Source organism: Streptomyces sp. NPDC002018 (assembly GCF_042890865.1).
In the GTDB taxonomy this organism is placed as follows: domain Bacteria; phylum Actinomycetota; class Actinomycetes; order Streptomycetales; family Streptomycetaceae; genus Streptomyces.
The window spans coordinates 71,674-89,050 of the sequence record NZ_JBIASO010000023.1; the positions used below are offsets into that span (position 1 = coordinate 71,674).

16 protein-coding genes are annotated in these 17,377 nt (G+C 72.4%); 8 read left to right on the top strand and 8 right to left on the bottom strand.

What is annotated here, in order from left to right; all coding sequences use genetic code 11:
- Positions 1-260 precede the first annotated feature (260 nt).
- The 3 genes from ACFYYH_RS29705 to ACFYYH_RS29715 are packed head-to-tail and all read right to left on the bottom strand — an operon-like array spanning position 261 to position 3,773.
- Entirely contained in the window at positions 261-2,129 is a 1,869-nt protein-coding gene (locus ACFYYH_RS29705) for a transporter (RefSeq protein ID WP_388557353.1), read from the bottom strand.
- Complete coding sequence (locus tag ACFYYH_RS29710; RefSeq protein ID WP_388557355.1) at positions 2,126-3,046, bottom strand: ABC transporter ATP-binding protein; 921 nt, start codon at positions 3,044-3,046, stop codon at positions 2,126-2,128. The genes ACFYYH_RS29705 and ACFYYH_RS29710 overlap by 4 nt, the downstream gene beginning before the upstream one ends.
- 40 nt (positions 3,047-3,086) lie before the next feature.
- On the bottom strand, positions 3,087-3,773 hold the full coding sequence (locus tag ACFYYH_RS29715) for a bifunctional DNA primase/polymerase (protein ID WP_388557499.1): 687 nt from the start codon (positions 3,771-3,773) through the stop codon (positions 3,087-3,089).
- Positions 3,774-4,080: 307 nt separating this feature from the next.
- Between ACFYYH_RS29715 and ACFYYH_RS29720 the strand changes: the two genes are divergently transcribed.
- The gene (locus ACFYYH_RS29720; protein ID WP_388557358.1) at positions 4,081-5,463 is read left to right on the top strand and encodes a transcriptional regulator; all 1,383 of its coding nucleotides are present in this window, start codon (positions 4,081-4,083) and stop codon (positions 5,461-5,463) included.
- A gap of 257 nt (positions 5,464-5,720) precedes the next feature.
- The gene (locus ACFYYH_RS29725) at positions 5,721-7,409 is read left to right on the top strand and encodes a hypothetical protein (RefSeq protein WP_388557360.1); all 1,689 of its coding nucleotides are present in this window, start codon (positions 5,721-5,723) and stop codon (positions 7,407-7,409) included.
- A gap of 166 nt (positions 7,410-7,575) precedes the next feature.
- Here the strand turns inward: ACFYYH_RS29725 and ACFYYH_RS29730 are convergent, their stop codons facing one another.
- Together ACFYYH_RS29730 and ACFYYH_RS29735 are read right to left on the bottom strand one after the other, a co-directional pair.
- Positions 7,576-8,115, bottom strand: a complete 540-nt coding sequence (locus tag ACFYYH_RS29730; RefSeq protein WP_388557363.1) for a GNAT family N-acetyltransferase — start codon at positions 8,113-8,115, stop codon at positions 7,576-7,578.
- A complete protein-coding gene (locus ACFYYH_RS29735; protein ID WP_388557365.1) occupies positions 8,100-9,095 on the bottom strand; it encodes a hypothetical protein in 996 nt (331 codons plus the stop codon). Before ACFYYH_RS29735 ends, ACFYYH_RS29730 begins: the two co-directional genes overlap by 16 nt.
- A gap of 428 nt (positions 9,096-9,523) precedes the next feature.
- Here ACFYYH_RS29735 and ACFYYH_RS29740 point away from each other — a divergent pair, with 428 nt between their 5' ends.
- On the top strand, positions 9,524-9,946 hold the full coding sequence (locus ACFYYH_RS29740; RefSeq protein ID WP_388557367.1) for an ATP-binding protein: 423 nt from the start codon (positions 9,524-9,526) through the stop codon (positions 9,944-9,946).
- 175 nt (positions 9,947-10,121) lie between these two features.
- Here the strand turns inward: ACFYYH_RS29740 and ACFYYH_RS29745 are convergent, their stop codons facing one another.
- Entirely contained in the window at positions 10,122-11,396 is a 1,275-nt protein-coding gene (locus tag ACFYYH_RS29745) for an ABC transporter substrate-binding protein (RefSeq protein ID WP_388557370.1), read from the bottom strand.
- Between the two features lie 173 nt (positions 11,397-11,569).
- On the opposite strand from ACFYYH_RS29745, the gene ACFYYH_RS29750 reads away from it, so the two are divergent.
- Together ACFYYH_RS29750 and purU are read left to right on the top strand one after the other, a co-directional pair.
- Positions 11,570-12,016 carry a hypothetical protein gene (locus tag ACFYYH_RS29750; protein ID WP_388557502.1) on the top strand — a complete coding sequence of 149 codons (447 nt, stop codon included), beginning with the start codon at positions 11,570-11,572 and terminating at the stop codon, positions 12,014-12,016.
- A gap of 138 nt (positions 12,017-12,154) precedes the next feature.
- Entirely contained in the window at positions 12,155-13,048 is an 894-nt protein-coding gene (purU, locus tag ACFYYH_RS29755) for a formyltetrahydrofolate deformylase (protein WP_388557373.1), read from the top strand.
- Between the two features lie 142 nt (positions 13,049-13,190).
- Here purU and ACFYYH_RS29760 read toward each other — a convergent pair whose 3' ends face one another.
- Positions 13,191-14,588: a maleylpyruvate isomerase N-terminal domain-containing protein gene (locus ACFYYH_RS29760; RefSeq protein WP_388557376.1), complete on the bottom strand. Its 1,398-nt coding sequence runs from the start codon at positions 14,586-14,588 to the stop codon at positions 13,191-13,193.
- Positions 14,585-15,184: a sigma-70 family RNA polymerase sigma factor gene (locus tag ACFYYH_RS29765; RefSeq protein ID WP_388557379.1), complete on the bottom strand. Its 600-nt coding sequence runs from the start codon at positions 15,182-15,184 to the stop codon at positions 14,585-14,587. The genes ACFYYH_RS29760 and ACFYYH_RS29765 overlap by 4 nt, the downstream gene beginning before the upstream one ends.
- Positions 15,185-15,444: 260 nt before the next feature.
- Between ACFYYH_RS29765 and ACFYYH_RS29770 the strand changes: the two genes are divergently transcribed.
- The 3 genes from ACFYYH_RS29770 (at position 15,445) to ACFYYH_RS29780 (ending at position 17,364) form a co-directional block, all read left to right on the top strand.
- Entirely contained in the window at positions 15,445-15,819 is a 375-nt protein-coding gene (locus ACFYYH_RS29770; protein WP_388557382.1) for an STAS domain-containing protein, read from the top strand.
- A 74-nt stretch (positions 15,820-15,893) separates the two neighbouring features.
- Complete coding sequence (locus tag ACFYYH_RS29775; RefSeq protein WP_388557385.1) at positions 15,894-16,406, top strand: EF-hand domain-containing protein; 513 nt, start codon at positions 15,894-15,896, stop codon at positions 16,404-16,406.
- A gap of 484 nt (positions 16,407-16,890) precedes the next feature.
- Positions 16,891-17,364: an ATP-binding protein gene (locus tag ACFYYH_RS29780; protein ID WP_388557388.1), complete on the top strand. Its 474-nt coding sequence runs from the start codon at positions 16,891-16,893 to the stop codon at positions 17,362-17,364.
- The last annotated feature ends 13 nt before the right edge of the window (positions 17,365-17,377 follow it).

Consider the following 17,377-nt stretch of genomic DNA (forward strand, 5'->3'; position numbering starts at 1 on the left):
GGACCGCCCGGCCTTCGCCGGACCGCCCGGCCTTCGCCGGACCGCCCGGCCTTCGCCGGACCGCCCGGCCTTCGCCGGACCGCCCGGCCTTCGCCGGACCGCCCGGCCTTCGCCGGACCGCCCGGCCTTCGCCGGACCGCCCGGCCTTCGCCGGACCGCCCGGCCTTCGCCGGTCGGGTCGGCCCTTGCTGGGCCGCTCGGCCCTCGCCGGTCGGGTCGGTCGCGGGCGCTCGTTCACCGGGACCGCTCGGCCTCGCCGCTCAGCCCTTGCTGACCGCCGTCAGGATCTCCGGGAGCCTGGCCGCCGTGCGCGGGGCCGCCAGCCGCAGACCCCCGGCCGCCGTCAGCGCTCCGTACACCGTGCCCACGGGGAGCAGCAGCCAGGTCCACCCGTCGGCACCCGCGACATGGAGCCAGATCGTCGTCGCGATCACGGGCGCGCAGAGCAGGGCCGCGCCGAGCATCCCGCCGAAGACGGAGATCCAGGCCAGGCCGGCCTGGCCCGGCGCGACATTCTTGAAGCCGCCGTCCTGCGGGATCGAGTACGGGAAGCGGGCCGACGCCACCGCGCCGGTCGCCAGCATCGCGCCGAGCAGCGCGAACGACAGACCGAGCGCCTCGGGCAGGGACTGCCAGTCGCCCAGCAGGGCGGCCGTCGACACGGTCACCAGCGCCGAGTACGGCAGGGTGATCACCAGCAGCGCCAGGGCCCGCGCGCGCAGTTCGAGATAGGCGTCCCGCTTCGAGGAGATCGTCAGCGCCACCATCCAGAAGGCCGAGGTGTCCTGGCCGAACTGGTTGTACATCTGGATGCCGAGCATCCCGGCCGCGAAGCACGCGAAGTAGATCGTGCCCCGGCCCTGGAGCGCGTTGAACAGCGGCACGATCAGACCGATGGCCAGCGAGGTCACCCAGGCCGCCTTGGTCTTCGGGTCGCGCCACACATAGAGCAGACTGCGCTTCATCACCGTGCCCGTACGCCCCTCGGGCAGCAGCCCTCCCAGCCGCCCGGGCGCCGACGCCGACTCCTTGCGGGACGGTTCGGCCGCCGCCAGTGTCGAGCCGTCCGGGGCCGTCATCAGCTTCGCGAGCGAGCCCTGCCACAGATACAGCAGCGCCGCCAGCGCGCCCGCGGAGAGCAGCAGTTGCGCCCCGGCCGCTCCGTACGCGCCCTCGCTCGCCGAGTCCACCGCGCCGATCGCCGACGCGGGCGGCACCCACCGGAGGATCTCCGCCGAGGGGTCGAGCGCCGAGAGCCCGCCCGCCTCACTGAGCCGCTGCGCGCCGAAGTTGACGATCTGGATGCCCACCGCGATCACCAGACCGCTCAGCACCGCCAGATCGCGGCCCTTGCGCGAGGTCAGCAGCCTGATGTTGGCGGTCGCGAGGGTCCGCGCCAGCGCCACACAGATCAGCAGCGCCAGCGGTACCGCGACGACCGCCACGACGACGGCGACCGCGCCGTGCGCCACCGCGATCACCGAGCCGGCCGCCAGACAGAGCGTGAACAGCGGCCCGATGCCCACCAGTGACGCCACCAGCAGCGCCCTGACCAGCGGTCGCGGGCGCAGCGGGAGCATCACCAGCCGGGTCGGGTCCAGCGTCTCGTCACCGCCGGGGGAGAACAGCGGCATCACGGCCCAGCCCAGCGCGAGCACGGCGGTGAGCAGGACTACGAGCGTGCCCGCGTGCTCGTTCCCGCGCAGCAGCACGAGTCCGAGGAGCTGGCCGGCCGCGACGAGCAGCGCGAAGGCCGCGGAGGCCACATACGCGGCGGTACGGCCCGACGACTGGCGCAGCCCGTTGCGCAGGAGGGAGAGCTTCAGCCGCACGAACACGGGCGTGAGCGGAGCGGCGCCCGGCGGCGGACCGCCCCCGGGGGCTCCGGGGATTCCGGGGGTCCCGGCGGCCGCCGTGGTCCCGGCGGCCGTGGTCCCGACGACCGCGGCTATCGCCCCGCCCGTCGTCTCCGTCGCGCCCGCACCGCGCGAGGCGTGCGTCGCGCCCGTGCCGCTGAGCTGAGCCGAAGCGTCCGTACCGCGCGGCTCGCCCGTGCCGCTCAGCTCAGCCGTACCGCCCGAAGCGTCCGTACGGCCCGGCTCGCCCGGCGCACCGTCCGTCCCGGTCATCGGGAGCCGCCCAGCCAGTCCAGGGTCTCGCCGGAGTCACGGCCCCGCGCCCCGACCAGCTCCAGGAACGCGTCCTGGAGGGACGGCGCGTCGCCCCGTACCTCCGCGAGGGTGCCCCGCGCGCGGATACGCCCCGCCGCCATCACCGCGACCCAGTCGCAGAGCGACTCGACCAGCTCCATCACATGGCTGGAGAAGACGACCGTCGCGCCCGAGTCCGTATAGCGCTCCAGGACACCGCGGATCGTCTGGGCCGAGACCGGGTCGACGCCCTCGAAGGGCTCGTCCAGGAAGAGCACCTGAGGGTTGTGCAGCAGCGCCGCCGCCAGACCGATCTTCTTCCGCATACCCGTCGAGTAGTCGACGACCAGCTTGTGCTGGGCGCCCGCCAGGTCCAGCACGTCGAGAAGCTGGGTGGCGCGCTTGTCGACCTCGGCACCGGGCAGCCCCCGCAGCCGCCCGGTGTAGCCGAGGAGTTCCCGTCCGGAGAGCCGCTCGAAGAGACGGAGTCCCTCCGGCAGGACGCCGATCCGCGCCTTGACCTCGGCGGGATCCCGCCAGACGTCGTGCCCGGCGACCTGGACCCGTCCCTGGTCGGGCCTGAGCAGGCCGGTGATCATCGACAGCGTCGTGGTCTTGCCGGCGCCGTTCGGGCCGACCAGACCGATGAACTGGCCCGCGGGCAGTTCGAGATCGATCCCCGCGACGGCGATCTGCTCGCCGAATCGTTTCCACAGTCCCTCGACCCGGACGGCGGGCGGTGACGCCCCCGCCCCGCCCGTCACCGCGCCCGCCCCGCCCGTCACCGCGCCCGCCCCGCCCGTCACCCCGCCCGTCACCGGGCCCGTCACTCCGTCCGTCCCCGTGGGCCGCTCCGGCGGTCCTTCCGGGGTCTGTTCCCGCGTCTGGTCCGGCATGCGTACAGCCTTTCGGTGTCCGTACAGCTACGGCACCACCCTATGTACGGCGCGTACGCAGCGCGGCGGCCTCCCGTCCGCACGCATATGCCAGCGGACTCATCAGCTCGTCCACATCCGGCAGCCAGCGGTTCGCGAGCGTGGGCCGGCGGGCCCACTGCACCGCGCCCCTGCCGCCGATCCGGGTCGGCGGGGCCGCCACATACTGCCCCTCGCCCCGTGCGACCAGATCGATCGCCTCGGGCGCCCAGCCCTGCCGCCGTACCAGCTCGTCCGTCTTCGGCGCCGCTCCCGGCAGGACGAAGAACACCATGCGCCGGTCGGGGGTGAAGGTCACCGGGCCGAGCGCCAGATTCATCCGCTCCATCCTGGCCAGCGCGAGGAAACCGGCCGACTCCGGCACGTCGAGCGCGTCGAAGGTACGTCCCGTCGGCAGCAGGATCGACGCCTTGGGCTGCGCCGACCACAGGGCGCGCACCGCGGCGGCACTGCCCGTCGCCCGTGCCGCCCACTCCGGTCCGGCCGCGTGCGCCCCCGGCGCGTGGCAGTCGGTCCGGCCGCACGAACACCTCTCCGCGCCGTCCACCGCCTCCAGCCATGTGCCGGGGAACACGTCCCAGTGCCTCTCTTCCGTGTACCGCACCGCGCTGTCCAGCAGCAGGTCTCCCCGCTGCTGGGGGATCTGCGCGGCGTCCCTGACTCCGATCGTCTCTTCCACGCACAGCACAACTCCCGCCACCACCACGGGTTACGGGCGCACCGCGCGGCGCCGCGGAGCGCCGAACCCGCATGTGGGGCGCATCGATGCATGGGCGGGGGCGCGCGTGAAGGGGTGCGGCGGTATCCGGGTAGCCACCCCCGCGGGTCGGACACCATGGGGGAGACGGTGGAAGCACAAGAACGGCCGGACCGTGTTTACCGCTGTTCCTGAAGTTTCGTCGAGTATTTCCGTTATCGCCGAACATGCGCATTCTCAGCAGATCCGCCGGGCAGTGATCACTACCTGATCACTGCGGCCACAGGGGGTATCCAAATTGGCAGCCAGGCCTCTCGTCGCGCGCCAGCCGAACGAACGGCTCCAGGCGCTCATCCAGGAAGCCGGGTGCTCCAACGCCGGGCTCGCCCGCCGAGTCAACATGGTGGGTGCCGAGCGTGCGCTCGACCTGCGGTACGACAAGACATCGGTGGCACGCTGGCTGCGCGGACAGCAGCCACGCGGCCGGGCCCCGGGCATCATCGCCGAGGCACTCGGCCGGAAGCTGGGCCGTACGGTCACGATCGACGAGATCGGTATGGCCAACGGCAAGAATCTCGCCTCGGGCGTCGGCCTCCAGTTCTCGCCGACCGTCCTCGGCGCGATCGAGCAGGTCTGTGAGCTGTGGCGCAGCGATGTGGGCCGCCGTGACTTCCTCTCCGGCTCCGCCGTGGCGTCCTCGGCGCTCGTCGAGCCCAGCAGGGACTGGCTGATCACGGGCGCCGACCCGGCCGTGGCGCGCAACACCGGGGCGCGGGTGGGGGATTCGGATGTCGAGGCGGTGCGGGCCATGACCCGCGCGCTGATCGATCTGGACCACCGCTTCGGCAGCGGCCATGTCCGTCCGGTCGTCGTCCACTATCTGAACAGCGTGGTGGCGGGCCTGCTCTCCGGCTCGTACCGCGAGGCGGTCGGCCGCCGGCTCTTCGCGGCCGTCTCCCGGCTGACCGAACTGGCCGGGTACATGGCCGTGGACACCGGACAGCCGGGGCTCGCGCAGCGGTACTACATCCAGGCGCTGCGGCTGGCCCAGGCGGCGGGGGACCGCGGCTACGGCGGCTATGTGCTGGCCGCGTCCATGAGCCATCTCGCGGCGCAGCTCGGAAACCCGCGGGAGATCGCGCAGTTGGCGCGGGCGGCGCAGGAGGGCGCGCGGGGGCAGGTGACGCCGCGCGCGCAGGCGATGTTCTACGCGGCCGAGGCGCGCGGCCACGCGCTGATGGGCGACGGTCAGACCTGTCGGGTGGTCGCGGGCCGGGCGGTCACCGCGCTGGAGCACGCGGACGCCGCCGGCGGGGACGACCCGGAGTGGATCACCCACTTCGACCAGGCCTATCTCGCCGACGAGTTGGCGCACTGCTACCGCGATCTGGGACAGCCGGAGGCGGCCGGCCGGTATGCCTCGGAGTCCCTGGAGGGCCATCCCGACTCGCGGGCGCGGCGCCGGGCGATCGGACTGGTCCTGCTGGCCACCGCCCAGGTCCAGCAGCGTGAGGTGGAGCAGGCGTGCCACACCGGGACCCGCGCGGTGGAACTGCTCGGTACGCTGCGCTCCAGCCGGGGCGCGGAGTATCTGGACGATCTCCAGCAGCGGCTGGAGCCGTACGCGGACGAGCCCGCGGTACGGGAGTTCGGGGCACGGCTGGAGATCCAGGCGGCGTGAGGGTCCTGTGAGGACGTCCGACGGGCGCGTGTCGCGAAAGGGGCATCCGTGAGGAAGCGGTGCGGACGTCGTGGGCGTTCCGTGTCGAGGGTGTGGCTGTGACCAAGTCCGGGACGGCAGAGGCGAATTCGACCCCTGTATCAGCGTCTTGGGAGGACGGGCCGTTACTGGATCCGGGCGCGTGGCAGAGGCCGCGATTCACCCGGTAGCGTGAACCGACGTTCGGTAGGTCCACACGTTCCACAGTAGGAGTCCCGGTGACGCACAGCGGACAAGGGAACGAGCCGCAGCACCCTGCCGCTCGGCCCGCGCACGAAGGCGTTGTGCTGCCCGGTGACGGCAGTGCGCCCTACATCCCCGGCCAGTCCGTGGACCAGCCCGCGCAGGGCCCGGCGGGCGGGCAGCCGTGGGGACAGCCCTGGGGGCCGCAGGACGGCTCCCAGGAGGGGCCCGGGTACGGCGGGGCCCCGCACGGCGGCCAGCAGTCGTACGGGTCCCAGCCGGGTGCTCAGCCGTACGGTCCCCAGCCGGGCGCTCAGCCGTACGGGACGCAGGAGGACGCGCAGTCGTACGGGCCGCAGCCGGGCGCCGCGTACGGCGGTCAGCTCCCGGGGGCCCAGGGGCAGCCGTTCCCGCAGGAACAGCCGTTCGCGCAGGGCGGGCCGTATCAGCAGCACGGGCAGCCGGTGCACGGGCAGCCGCAGCATGGGCAGCCTCAGCACGGGCAGCCGCAGCACGGGCAGCCGTTGCCGCTGCCCGCGGAGGCGCCCCCGCAGGGCAGCGCGGACGCCACGCAGTATCTGCCGCCCGTGGCGCCCCTGCCGGGGCCGGGGATGCCGGCCGGGGGCGACGCGGACGCCACCCAGTTCATCGCCCCGGTGCCGTCCGGCCCCGGCACGGGCCCCGGCATGCTGCCGCCGGAGAACGCCGCGGAGGCCACCCAGTTCCTGCCGTCGCCCGTCCCGGGCCCGGACGCGGACGCCACGCAGTACATCGCGCCCGTACCGGCCCAGCAGGCCCCCGCGCAGGGCGCTCCGGCCGCGCCCGCCGGCCCTCCGTACGGCATCAGGCCCGGCGCCCCCGGTGACCGTCAGCCGCCCGCGGAGTTCGACAGCCTCTTCCGCAGCGACGCGCCCGCCGGCCCCGTCGCGGACTCGACGCAGCCGCTGCCCCAGTACGAGGCGGGCCGCGCGCCCCAGCCGCCGCACGGCCGCCGGGCCGCCCCGGCCCCGTACCCGCCGCAGCAGCAGACCTCCTACGATCCGCCGGGCCGCGCGGCGCGGGAGCCGCAGGGCCGTTCCGCCGGACGCCGCAAGTCCTCGCCCGTCCCGGTGATCGCCGCCGTCGTGATCGGCTGCGCCGTCCTCGGGCTCGGCGCGGGCGCGCTGATGAGCGGCGGGGACGACAGCCCGGCGCAGGACGACAGCAAGAATGTGGCGGCGGCGAGTTCGCCCCCCGCCGAGTCCCCCGGTCGGAGCGCACCCGACGACCCGGCGAAGCCGCAGGCCGAGGCGCTCGACAAACTGCTCGCGGACAGCGGGAGCAGCCGGGCGACGGTCATCAAGGCGGTCGAGTCCATCAAGTCCTGCGACAACCTGGACCAGGCGGCCACCGATCTGCACGGCGCCGCCGAACAGCGCCGGGACCTGGTGACCCGGCTCAAGGACCTCACGCTCGACAAGCTGCCGGACAACGCCGCGCTGACGTCGTCCCTGACCGACGCCTGGCAGGCGTCCGCCTCGGCGGACGACCACTACGCCAACTGGGCCAGGCAGGCCAAGGGCAAGCGGAACTGCAAGGGCGGCCAGGCCCGCGTGACCCAGCAGACGGCCGAGGGCAACCGCGCGAGCGGCGAGGCCACGGCGGCGAAGCAGAAGGCCGCGAAGCTCTGGAACGGCATCGCGTCCAAGTACAACCTCACCGAGCGCACCCCGACCCAGCTCTAGAGCTGGGCCGCCCGCCGCCCGCCGCCCGCCGCCCGCCGCCCGGCCCACGGCTCCGGCCCGGCCGCCAGGGATGTCGGGGGAGACCGTTTCCGGGGCCGCCCGCACCGTGGCGCCGGTTCGGTGGCCACGGGTGGGCAGGACCGTGCGACGTCGGGGGTGTCCGGGGCTACGGCAGCGGCAGTTCCGCCAGCATGACGGCGTACACCGGGGAGTCCGGGAAGGGGCGGCGCTCACCGACCTTGCGGAAGCCCCAGGACTCGTACAGGGCCTGGACCCTGGGGTGTTCGGTGTCCACCAGGAGGACCGCGAGGTCCTCGTCCCTCTTCTCCAGCAGCGCCCGGGACAGCCGCTCGGCCACCCCCTTCTTGCGCCACTTCGGGCTGACGGCCAGCTCCGAGTAGGAGAACGTACCGGTCTTCTCCGGCGCCGGGTCGAGGTGCTCACGCCACCACTCGCGCCGAGGGGTGGCCGGGGCCCCGTACGCGAAGCCCACGGCCTCCGCACCGTCGAACGCGATCACGCAGGTGAAGTCCGGGCTGCCGCCCCAATGGTCGACGAACCAGGGGAAGCGCTGCTTGAACTCGTCGTCCGTCCGGTCCGCGTAGGCATGGGCATGCACCTCGATCAGCGTCTGCCTGATCCGCGGAAGATCGTCGTGGGCGAAGTGACGGATATCCAGGTCGGTGTCGATCAAAGTCGGCTCCATTCGGATCGGTAGCGGTCTCCCCATTCCTGGGCCACGGTCGTATCGGGCGCGAGGGTGATCAAGTCCCGGTAGAAGTCTCCGAGCCGGGACCGCATGCGGCCGGGAATCGGGCTCCCTGACATCAGCCCGAAGACCGTCTCCGCCGTGGCGCATGCCTGATCGATCTCGCGCTGGTGGAGCTGGGCGAGGGCGAGCTGTGACGTGGCGAGGGCCCTGTTCCTGCGGAACTGGACGGGGATGCCGGACAGCGCCCGGTGAGAGGCCGCCTCGGCTTCGGCGAAGTCCCCCGTGCCATAACGGACGATGGCTGTGATGGCGGTCAGCTCCGCTGTCCCGTAGAAGGCCACCCAGCTCGGCCGGGGCTGGGCCGAAGACGCCTTCGCCAGGGTCTCCTCCGCGTACCCCAGGGACCGCAGGGCGGCCTGCCGGTCGCCGAGATTCGAGTGGCCGATGGCGGTACGGGCGTGGGCGAGCGAGGCGAACAGGGGATCCCGCCGGGTGACGGCGGTCGCCTGTGCCGCGTATCCCGAAGCCACGGCTTGGGTGTGTTCGCCCCGCTGGCGCGCGAGCATGGCGTACGCGTTCCATACACAGATTTCGACCACTGGATCCTTGGCCATGCCCGCCAGATACAGGGCTCGGTCGAGATGCCGCTGAGCCAGGCCGAGCCGGTGGGCGTCGATGGCGGACCAGGCGGCGGTGGCGGTGTAGTCGGCCGCCACGCTGAACAGACGCCGGCGGATGCGCTGGGAGGCGGCCAGTTTCTGCTTGTCCAGGGCGTTCCTGGCCCCGGCCAACGCGGCCTGCTCCAGGCCCTCGTGACCGCCTCGGGAGTTGTCCAGGGTCGTCAGGGCGTGCAGACCGCTCCGGAGCCGGATGACGTCCGACGTGCCGACAACGGTCGGTCGGCTGGAGAGGACGGGTGCCACGACGGCGGCCGTCGTGCCGGTGGTGGCAGTGATGAAATCACGTCGCCGCACGGGTTGCTCCTGGGATGTGGTGGGGGCGCGTCCGGCCGCCGGGGGAACGAAGCCCAGGTCCTCGGCGGTACGTCCGAATACTGCCTCCAAGGCTTCCCGCTGCCGAGGGTGAGGCCACCGCGTTTTTCCGGTGAGCCAGTTGCGGACGGTCCGGTCGCTCACCGTTCCCTCGTGGCCGCGCCTCCGCAGATGACCGTTCACCGCGTCGGCCAGCCCGGTCTGGGTATAGCCGCGCTCGTGCATGGCGCCGCCGAGGCGCCCGCTCCCTTCCATCCACCCACCGTAACCACTCGGTTCCCTTCGGTAGGGCCGGACGGTGAGATTTTCCGGGTGGCCGCGACGCACCTCCGGCCGGCTTTTCCTCACTGCGTCCGGCGGGAGGTCGTTCACTGAATCAAGGCCACTCACTCACACCCCCCGAGGTCCTGATGACCGTGACCGCCATTCCGCACCCCACGGGGCACCCCGGATATTCGGAAATCCTCCCCTGTGAACCGCGGAGCGCCGCGGTCGCCCGAAGGCTCGTACGCACCGCGTTGCGTGCCTGGGGCCAGGAGGGCTTGATCGACGACGGTGCCCTGATCGTCACCGAGCTGGTGGCCAACGCGGCCCGGCACTCGGGCAGTCGCCTGATCCGGGTCGTGATCTCACCGTCCCCCGGAGGCTTCGTCCGGCTGGGAGTCGTGGACAGGTCCCGCACCCTGCCGATGATGCGGGCGGACTCCGACGCGGGGAATACCCGTGGCCGGGGACTCCTGCTGGTCGACGCGCTCACCGACCGCTGGGGAACGGACCTGTACCGCTGGGGCAAGCAGGTATGGGGCGAGCTGAGGTGCGAGGTACGGCCATGACCCATGACCCATGACCCATGACCGCCGGACCGCTGGACCGCGAGGACCGTGACGGCCGCGCCGGAGAAGGTGTGACCGTACCGTTCTCCGCCGGGCCCGCCGTCGGCCGGCGCACGCACCGGTACGGCTGTGCCCGGACAGGGCCCGGGTGCCGGCCCGGCGGCTCCCGGGCGGGTCAGTGGGTGGTGCTGCCCAGGGTTCGGCCCACGTCGGTGAAGCCCTTCTTCTGGGCCACCAGGCGTCCTTCGCGGACCACCTGGAAGGTCACGTCCCCGTTCACGATCCTGGGCCAGCCCGGGGCGCCGAGCATGTCCTCGTACCGCCAGCGCAGGGGCGGGGTGAGGCCGCCGGTGTCCACCTGGACACCGCGGTCGAGGGCGTCCGCGATCTTGCCCGCCGTGACGGTGTCGTCGTTGACCGCCTCGATGACCGCCTTCAGCGCGGTGTACGCGATCCAGGTGGTCTGCGGCCCCGGGTCCGCCGGGTCGATGTCGTTGTCCCCGAAGGCGTACTTGTCGATCACGTCCCGCATCGGCTGCCACGCCCGGTCGGCCGCCACCGGGTACCAGCCCGTCAGGAACGCGCCCTCGAAGGGGCCGTTCTTGCCGCCCGTGCTGTCGATGAGCGGCTGGCCCACGCTGCCCAGGACCGAGGAGACCCTGATCTCCCGGTCGTCCTCGGGCACCCGGCGGTAGGAGTCGAAGAAGGTCTCCGTACGGTCGCCGAGCACCGCCGTCACACAGCCGCCGTCGCCCGCCCGCTCCCGTGCCTGCTCGGCCTGCCGGGTGTAGTCGGTGGCGTCCTCCGCCGCGCGGATGTCACGCGCGGCACTCCGACCGCCCTGCCCCAGACCGGAGTTGAGCAGCTCGGGCAGATCGTCGCCGGTGATGGTGTCGGGCCGTACCAGCGCCGTCCGCTCGCACTCACGGGCCAACTGCCTGCCGTTGCCCGCCATCAGCGTCGCCTGGCCGCCGTTGACGGGATAGGACAGGAAACTCGTGAACTCCTCCTCGGTGAGCCCGTATCCGCCCAGGAACGGGATGGACGCGGCCTCCAGCGGCGCCATGAACTCCCGGCCGTGCTGGCTGTACGAGCCGACGACCGCGACGGCCTTCTCCTTCACCGCCCGGCGGGCACAGGCGGCGGCGCCCGCGGTGTCGTTGTTCTCGTTGCAGGTGAGGACGCGCAGCGAGTGCCCGTCGATACCGCCGGCCGCGTTGACCCAGCGCGCGTACGCCTTGGCCATCGCCGGCATTCCGGGCTGATTGGTGGCGTTCGTGCCGACCGGCGCCCAGGTCATCACCGTGACGGGCTCCCTGGAGCCCCCCGAGCCGCCAGGGAGGACACCGCAGCCGGTGAGCAGTGACGCTCCCACCACCGCGGTACAAACGGCGCGAACCGCACCGGACTGGAAAGGGCGGGAGGAGGATGAGCGTCGCCAACCGGTCATAGTCATGCAGGCTGCCGCCCTCCAGGTAACGGCGGAGTGTGGAAGGTTCAACGTTCGGTGACTCCGGGGTGAATTGCGGGGGCCCTCCGGGCCGCCCCGGGCGGACCGTAGAGTCAAGGACTGTGCAGCAAGGTTCCGAGAACTCTTCCCGTCGTGCCCGTCACTCCCGCACCATGGGCGGCATGCCGCTCAATGACATGCCATGGTGGCGCTGGCGCAGCAATGTGCGTTCGGCGCTGCACATGCTTTCCGATCCCGTCTTCCACCAGGAGTACTGGCTGGCCGGCCGCGAGGGGTACGGCGACGTCACCGACGCCGTGTACCGGCTGGTCGAGGACACCTGGCTGGACAACTGGTCCGCCGAGAAGTACGTCGGCACCATATTCCGCGACTCGGGCGAGGCCGCCCTCGTCGATCTCGCCGTGCTGCGGGTGCTGCGCATCATGCACCAGGTCGGCGCGGACGCGCCCGTCTCGGCCTATCTGGAGCATCATGGCTGGCCGGAGGCGGTACGGGCGGCCCGTGAGGCCCATGTACGGCTGGCGACGAGCGACGGGGACGACCCGGACACGGTGCCGAAATCGCTGGATGTCCTGCGTATCATGACGCGATCCGTTTGACCGCCGCGGGGCCGCGGTGTGCGATCCTCTGAGGTCATGAGCACCGCCCCGCAGCAGTCCTCAGCGACTGCGTCAGCGCCGTCAGCGCCGTCCGAGCCGTCAGCGCCGTCTGCGCCGTCCGTGCCGCCGGCGTCGTCCGTGCCGTCCGTGGCGTCGTCGCCGTCGGCCGATCCGTCCTCGTCGCCCGAGCAGTACGTCCTGACGCTGTCCTGCCCGGACAAGCAGGGGATCGTGCACGCCGTGTCGAGCTATCTCTTCATGACCGGCTGCAACATCGAGGACAGCCAGCAGTTCGGGGACCATGACACCGGTCTCTTCTTCATGCGGGTGCACTTCTCGGCCGGGGCGCCGGTGACCGTGGAGAAGCTGCGGGCCAGCTTCGCCGCCATCGGGGACGCCTTCTGGATGGAGTGGGAGATCCACCGCGCCGAGGAGCGGATGCGGATCGTGCTGATGGTCAGCAGGTTCGGCCACTGCCTCAACGATCTGCTCTTCCGGGCCGGGACCGGCGCACTGCCGGTGGAGATCGCGGCGGTCGTCTCGAACCACACGGACTTCGCGGAGCTGGCGGCCTCGTACGGCATCCCGTTCCACCACATCCCCGTGACCAAGGACACCAAGGCCGCCGCCGAGGCGGAGCTGCTGGAGCTGGTCCGCGCGGAGCGGGTGGAGCTGGTGGTGCTGGCGCGCTACATGCAGGTGATCTCCGACGATCTGTGCAAGCAGCTCAACGGGCGGATCATCAACATCCACCACTCCTTCCTGCCGAGCTTCAAGGGCGCGAAGCCGTACCACCAGGCGCACGCGCGCGGGGTGAAGCTGATCGGCGCGACCGCGCACTATGTGACGGCCGATCTCGACGAGGGCCCGATCATCGAGCAGGAGGTCGAGCGCGTCGGGCATCAGGTCACGCCCGAGCAGCTCGTGGCGATCGGCAGGGACGTGGAGTGCCAGGCGCTCGCGCGCGCGGTGAAGTGGCACGCGGAACACCGGATTCTGCTCAACGGACACCGCACGGTCGTCTTCGGCTGACCCGCTGACCCGCTGACCCGCTGACCGGCCGACCCGTTGGCCCGCTGACCTGTTGGCCCGCTGACCGGCTGACCGGCTGGCCCGCTGACCCGCCGGCCGCCCCGGCCGGGCTCGCCGTTGGCCGCTCAGCGGCCTTACGTGCTCACAGGCGGCTCATCGAGGCCGCCGCGAACAGGACGTCCCTGATTGCCTCGCGGTCGCCGTCCTGTCCGGCCGCCGCTTCCTCCGGCGAGACATGGCCCGCCACGAGCTGGCAGAACTCGACCGCGTCCAGGGCGATCTGGCCCACGGAGCGCTCCGGGCTGCCGAGCGCGGCCGGGGAGTCCAGGGCGATGTACCAGCTCCCGCCGCCCGCGCCCTCGACCTCCAGCCGCAGGGACCGTCCCGGCGCGCCCGCCGCGACCAGGTCCCTGGCCGGTCCCGCGAGTCCGTTGCGGCGCCGGGTGGCGAGGGCGGACGGCAGGACCCGGGCCGCCAGGTCGACCATCCGGTGCAGATGCGCCCCGCTGGGCGGCTCGTACGGATAGTCCACCGCCTCCGCGATGTCCGCGCCGTGCACCCAGCACTCGAAGGCGCGGTCCAGCAGCGCGTCACGCAGCGGGAGGGCGAAGAAGTCCCCGTACGAGACGGAGAGTTCGGCGACCCCGCGGCCGGCGAAGGACACCGTGCGGATGAGGGTGTGGCTCTGCTCGCGCCAGGGTTCGTGGACGGCACGGGTGGGCGGGGCCGGCGCGGTGCGCCAGAAGACCTCGGTCCGGTCGGTGGGGTCGTCGGGGGCGGCGGAGCCGAGCGGGTCGTCGAGGCCGAGCGAGGCGACGACCAGACCGTCCACGGTCATGAGATGGCCGATGACCCCGGCGACGGTCGTTCTGCGGGAGACGGGCCGCTCCTGCTCGAACCATCTGAGCCGTACGGGCGCGTGCCACTCCGCGTCGCCGATGTCCCGCAGCAGCGCGTCGAGCCGCGCGGTCTCGGCGTCGTACGGAGCGGCCCAGGCGGGCACGGGTATCCGCGCGGGCCTGCGGCCGAGACAGCTCTCCAGCACCCGGGAGCGCAGCAGCGGATCGAGGTCCAGGCTCCGGTCGGCGTGCAGCAGTCCGACGGCGTCGCGGAGCCGGAGCGCCTCGTCGGCGCAGGGAGCGCACTCGGTGAGATGGTCCTCGACGAGCGCGGTCTCCTCCGCCGAGCAGGCGGCGAGCGCCCAGGCGCCCAGCAGCGAGGTGAGGACCTTGTGGGGCAGCTTGTCCGTCGGGATCTCGGGCTCCTCGGCCGTTCGCGCTTCCGCCTCGGCTTCCGGTTCCGCTCCGGCTTCGGCTTCCGGTTCCGCTTCCGCCTCCGGCCCGGATGCCGGGTCCGGCGCCGGACCCCTGCCCGCTTCCGGGTCGCGCCGCTGGTGCGCCGGGTCGCGCGCCGGATCGCGCGGCTGGTGCGCCGACGGCGTGAGGTCGTCCGCCGCCGGTCTCGGGCCCGGTATGCGCGGGAACGCCGGGCGGCCCTCACGGCCGTGGTCCTGGGGACCGCCGTCCAGGGGCCCGCTCACAGGGAGCGCCTGTCGCCCGGAGGCCCCGGAGGCCCCGGAGGCAGGGAGCCGTCCGCCGCCTGGGTGTTGGCCGTGGACAGGAGCTGGAGGCCGAGCCGGAGCCGGCGGCGTGCCTCGTCCTCCGAGACCCCGAGATCCGCCGCGGTCTGGCGGTAGTTCCTGCGCTGGAAGTACGCCAGCTCCAGCGCGGCCCACAGCGGCGTCGGCATCGATCTGACGATGTAGTCCGCGCGGGCCGCCGCCGAGGCGCGGCGTATCTTCTGCTCCCGCTCCTCCGCCGTGCCCTCGCCGCTCGCCTCGTAGGCCTCCGCCTCGGTCCGCCGGAATCGTTCCACCGCCGTCTCGCGTGTGATGTCGGCCACCCAGGACCTCATCGAGCCCTGTTTGGGGTCGTACGCACCCGGGTTGTCCCAGACATGGCAGAAGACATCCCGCGTGACACGGTCGGCCGCCTCGTCGTCGTCGAGGACCCGGTGGGCGAGGCTGTGCACCAGCGGCGCGAACCGGTCGTACAGTTCACCGAGCGCGGCGGCCTCGCCCCGCGCGAGCCGCTGCTGCATCCTGCGGTCCCAGCGGGGTGGTGTGTCCTTTGCCATGCGACCCCCAGCCCTGTTCCTGCGCCTGTCCGTCCGCCTGTGCCTGCCACCATCATGTCGAAGCCCGCCTTCCCTTCGAATGTAGTGGGCGGCGCCGAGGACACACGCCCCTTTGTGCCAAGTGCGCTTCCGCAGCGCTCATCACGTTTCGGATGTGCACAGCGGGGCAGCCGCGACAGGGAACGACGACTTCCGGGTCGGGCACGGCACAGCGGGGCCCGGTCGGCAGGCCGGATCAGCCCGAGGAAAGGTCCAGGCACGTGACGCTCACGGTGGACGAGTCCGAGCAGGGTCTGTGGACGGTGCTGCACATCAACGGCGAACTGGACATCGTCACCTCGCCCGAGGTCCGCCAGTGGGTGCATGACGCCGTCGCGGAGGGCCGCCATGAACTGGTGCTCGATCTCTCGCAGGTGTTCTTCTGCGACTCCAGCGGCGTCGGGGTGCTGATCGCCTCCCGCCGGCTGCTCCACTCCTGCCGGGGCCGGCTGCGGCTCATCCTGCCGGCGGGCGGATCCGAGGACGGCTCCCACGTCAACCGTGTTCTGGCGGCCCTCGGTATACGCCGTCTGTTCGAGGTCTTTCCCGATGTGCGCACGGCCGTGGACGACGAGGCACAGCCGCTCTCCGCGTAACGCGACGCACATGAGCGGCCGGTCGTCGTAGTAACGCAACACACAAGAGCGGCCGGTCGTCGTACCCTCCGGGAATGGACAGCGCAGAGTACGAGGCCAAGATCGCCTCCCGGTTCGCAGCCTTCGACCAGGACGGCAGTGGCTATATCGACCGTGAGGACTTCAGCGGGGCGGCGGCGGCCCTGCTCGCCGAGTTCGGCACGACCGCACGTTCCGACAAGGGACAGGCGCTCTACAACGGTGCCGAGGCGTTCTGGCAGGGCATGGCCGGGATCGCGGACGTGGACGGCGATCAGCGGGTCAGCAGGCAGGAGTTCGTGACGGGCGCGGCCAAGCGGCTGCGCGACAACCCCCAGCGGTTCGCCGAGATCGCCCGGCCGTTCCTGCGCGCGGCGATCGCCGTGGCCGACGAGGACGGTACGGGAGTGACCCCCGCGGCGGCCGAACGCGCCCTGCGTGTGCTGGGAGTCGCCGAGGACGCGGCGGCGCGGGTCGCGGTGCGGCTCGACACGGACGGCGACGGCAGGATCCACGAGGAGGAGATCCTGACGGGCTTCGCCGCGTACTACGTCACCCCCGAACCCTGACCGTGCCCGGGGCCGGTGATCCGGCCCCGCTCGTCCGCTCTCGCCGGGAAAGTCCTGGCCTCGGCCTGCTGCTGCGTCACCGTGCGTGGCGGGAGATACCGTCCCGCGGCCGATACCGGGTTGTGTCCTTGCGGCGGGCCGTCACAGGCCGGAGTCGTCTGTGCCCTCCGGTACGCTCCATGAGGTGCGAGAGGGTGTGAGGCGCGAGGGTTGCGGTGTCGCCAGGACGGCGGCTCCGGGACCGGGAATGTGCGCCGCTCGCGCGGTACGGAGGCGCCGTGCGCGCCCGTGTTCGACTCCCCGCGGCGCGCGTCGCACAGTATGCACCACGCGTACTCCTTCGCGCTGGAATATGCCCGAAGCGCTTGTTGCGGTGACTGTACGTCAACCATGCTGTCTCGCAAGGGCATCACGTTCAGTGATCCTGTCGAGGACCTTGTCGAGGCGCGAGGCGATGTGTCCGCCGGTTCGGATGGTGTGAGCGGTGCAGGTGCTTCAGGTTCAGTTGGAGGTCGGAGCCGATCCGGCCGAGGTGGGGCGTGCCAGGCGATGGGCTCGATCCCGGCTCGTCGGCTCCGGTATAGGGGACGACGAACCGGTCGCCGAGACCTTGATCCTGCTCATTTCGGAGCTGGTCACCAACGCCGTGGTGCACACCGGCTGTCCGGCCGTGCTGCGGATGCTCTTCGGAGCCGGGACGGCCGACGCGGGCACCGTACGGGTCGAGGTCACCGACACCAGCGCCGCGCCGCCCCGCCCGCGCCACGCCGACGGTGAGGACACCAACGGCCGCGGTCTGGAACTGGTCGACGGTCTCGCCGACCGATGGGGCTGGCAGCCGGAGGGCGCGGGCAAGCGCATCTGGTGCGAGGTGGACCGGCGTGCGCCAGAGGTCGCGTCGGGCGCGTACGCCCCGGTCTCCTACGAGGCGTCCTGCGTGGTGCCGCGTCCCGCGTGACGCGGGGCCCCTG